The organism is Priestia sp. P5_B4 (assembly GCF_056400385.1).
The window spans coordinates 1-1751 of record NZ_JBFULJ010000807.1; the positions used below are offsets into that span (position 1 = coordinate 1).

Genomic DNA, 1751 nt, shown 5'->3' on the forward strand with positions numbered 1-1751 from the left:
TCATAAAACTAACAAAGGTCCTTCATCTTTATTATATATAGCTTATTTTACACTTCGCCGAAAACATTATCTAAAATTTCTATTTTTGAGGTAGTGACTTTTGCAGAATTCTTTGTTTGCTCCACTAATTTAATAATGTCTTTATGGGCCTGCTTAGCACCTATTATTAATAAAGGAACACCTATTACATTAATCTTTAACCTTCTTGAAAACAAACCTCCTAGTGTCATAGATAAGGGTACGGTGGGAGATGTATTGGAAAAAAGTATTTTCGTTTGTAATTCTCCTTTTTTATTTAGCAAATTGGCTAACTCATACATAGCAGGAACTACTACTTTTGAAGACCCTCTCCCTAATGTATATACTTCATTTTTTTCTTCATCATATCCATGAAAAATTAACTTCCCCATATCCTTAGAAGTCAATTTATTAAAAACATCAATATTTAATATTTCTTTATCAGTTGGTTCTCTATTAGCAGGGAGCTTTTTCAGATGGTAAGCAGCTGCCAATGCTGATGAATGTGTGCCTCCGTAGCAGTTATAAATATAAATCATCTTGTCATCTCCTAAATAACTAACTCTCCTTTCATTATGATCAAAATTTCTCTGCTCCATTCTTAGATTTCCCAGAAGAAATTCTGTTCTTTCCCTATTAAAACCCGTACAAAAAACATCCTGGAATACAATTGTTACACTCCATTCTTTACGTCCCACAACTACTTCCCTCTTGATTGAAGTTTAAAAAGATTCAAGAAATTCTTGGTAATAGAGACATTCAAACAGTAACAATAAAGGATCTATATACTTATATGACGAATAACATACAGGAAAAAGATTTAGTGAATGGATGAAATTTGTCTCTGAAAGCTTCTAACATTGCACATTTGTAGTTAATTCGTCTTCAATACTTCATATTATATACTTGCCCTTTCATAAATAAGAGCTTTCTCTTATATGAATATGTATAGATAGACTAAAGTTAAAAAGGAGAGATACGATGTTGAATGAACAGTTCCCATTATCAACAGCAAATTTATCAGATGCAATGGAAGGTACAAACCACTTAGACTTTTCTATTAAGCCATTGCAGCGTCATTACAAACTATTTGGACCGGCTCTTACTGTAGATACTCCTGCTGGCAATAATTACTCAGTGCTTGAAGCGATTCGACTAGCGGAGCCCGGAAGCGTGCTCGTCATTGATGGAAAAAGCTACTGTAACCGTGCCTTAGCAGGAGATTTCGTAGTAGCCATGGCGAAGCTTGTTGGAATAAGCGGTATTGTACTAGATGGTGTTATACGAGATCAGGAAGACATTGAAAAACTCAATTTCCCCGTATTTTGTAAGGGCTCTACGATCGCAGCAAGCAGCAAAAAAGATAAAGGAATAGTAAATGAAACCATTTCCTGCGGGGGCGTAAAAATTCATCCTGGCGATTTTATTGCAGGTGACGATGGTGGAGTCATTGTCATTCCCAAAGAGGAAGCCGAAGAAGTATTAGCAAAAGCGCGGGAAAAGTGGCAAAAAGATAAAGATAGAGAAAATGAAGTATTAGTTAGCAAAGAAACGGTATATACGTATTTAGATAACGCCCTAAAATAAAAGACCTCCGCTTGGAGGTCTTTTATTTGTCATATTGTAAAAATTCTAATCGATTTCCGAACGGGTCGTGAACAAAAAAACGCTCTCTCCCTGCAATAGGCTCTTCTTCAGAAAGAACGCAGCCCCCGCGTACCAACTTACGTCGG

At 35.9% G+C, this 1751-nt stretch carries 2 protein-coding genes; one reads left to right on the forward strand and one right to left on the reverse strand.

Annotation, left to right across the window (positions count from 1 at the left end; all coding sequences use genetic code 11):
• Window positions 1–47: 47 nt before the first annotated feature.
• Window positions 48–557, reverse strand: a complete 510-nt coding sequence (locus AC1DRF_RS26175; protein WP_043982658.1) for a DUF3189 family protein — start codon at window positions 555–557, stop codon at window positions 48–50.
• Window positions 558–999: 442 nt separating this feature from the next.
• Between AC1DRF_RS26175 and AC1DRF_RS26180 the strand changes: the two genes are divergently transcribed.
• On the forward strand, window positions 1000–1605 hold the full coding sequence (locus tag AC1DRF_RS26180) for an RraA family protein (RefSeq protein ID WP_208756487.1): 606 nt from the start codon (window positions 1000–1002) through the stop codon (window positions 1603–1605).
• The last annotated feature ends 146 nt before the right edge of the window (window positions 1606–1751 follow it).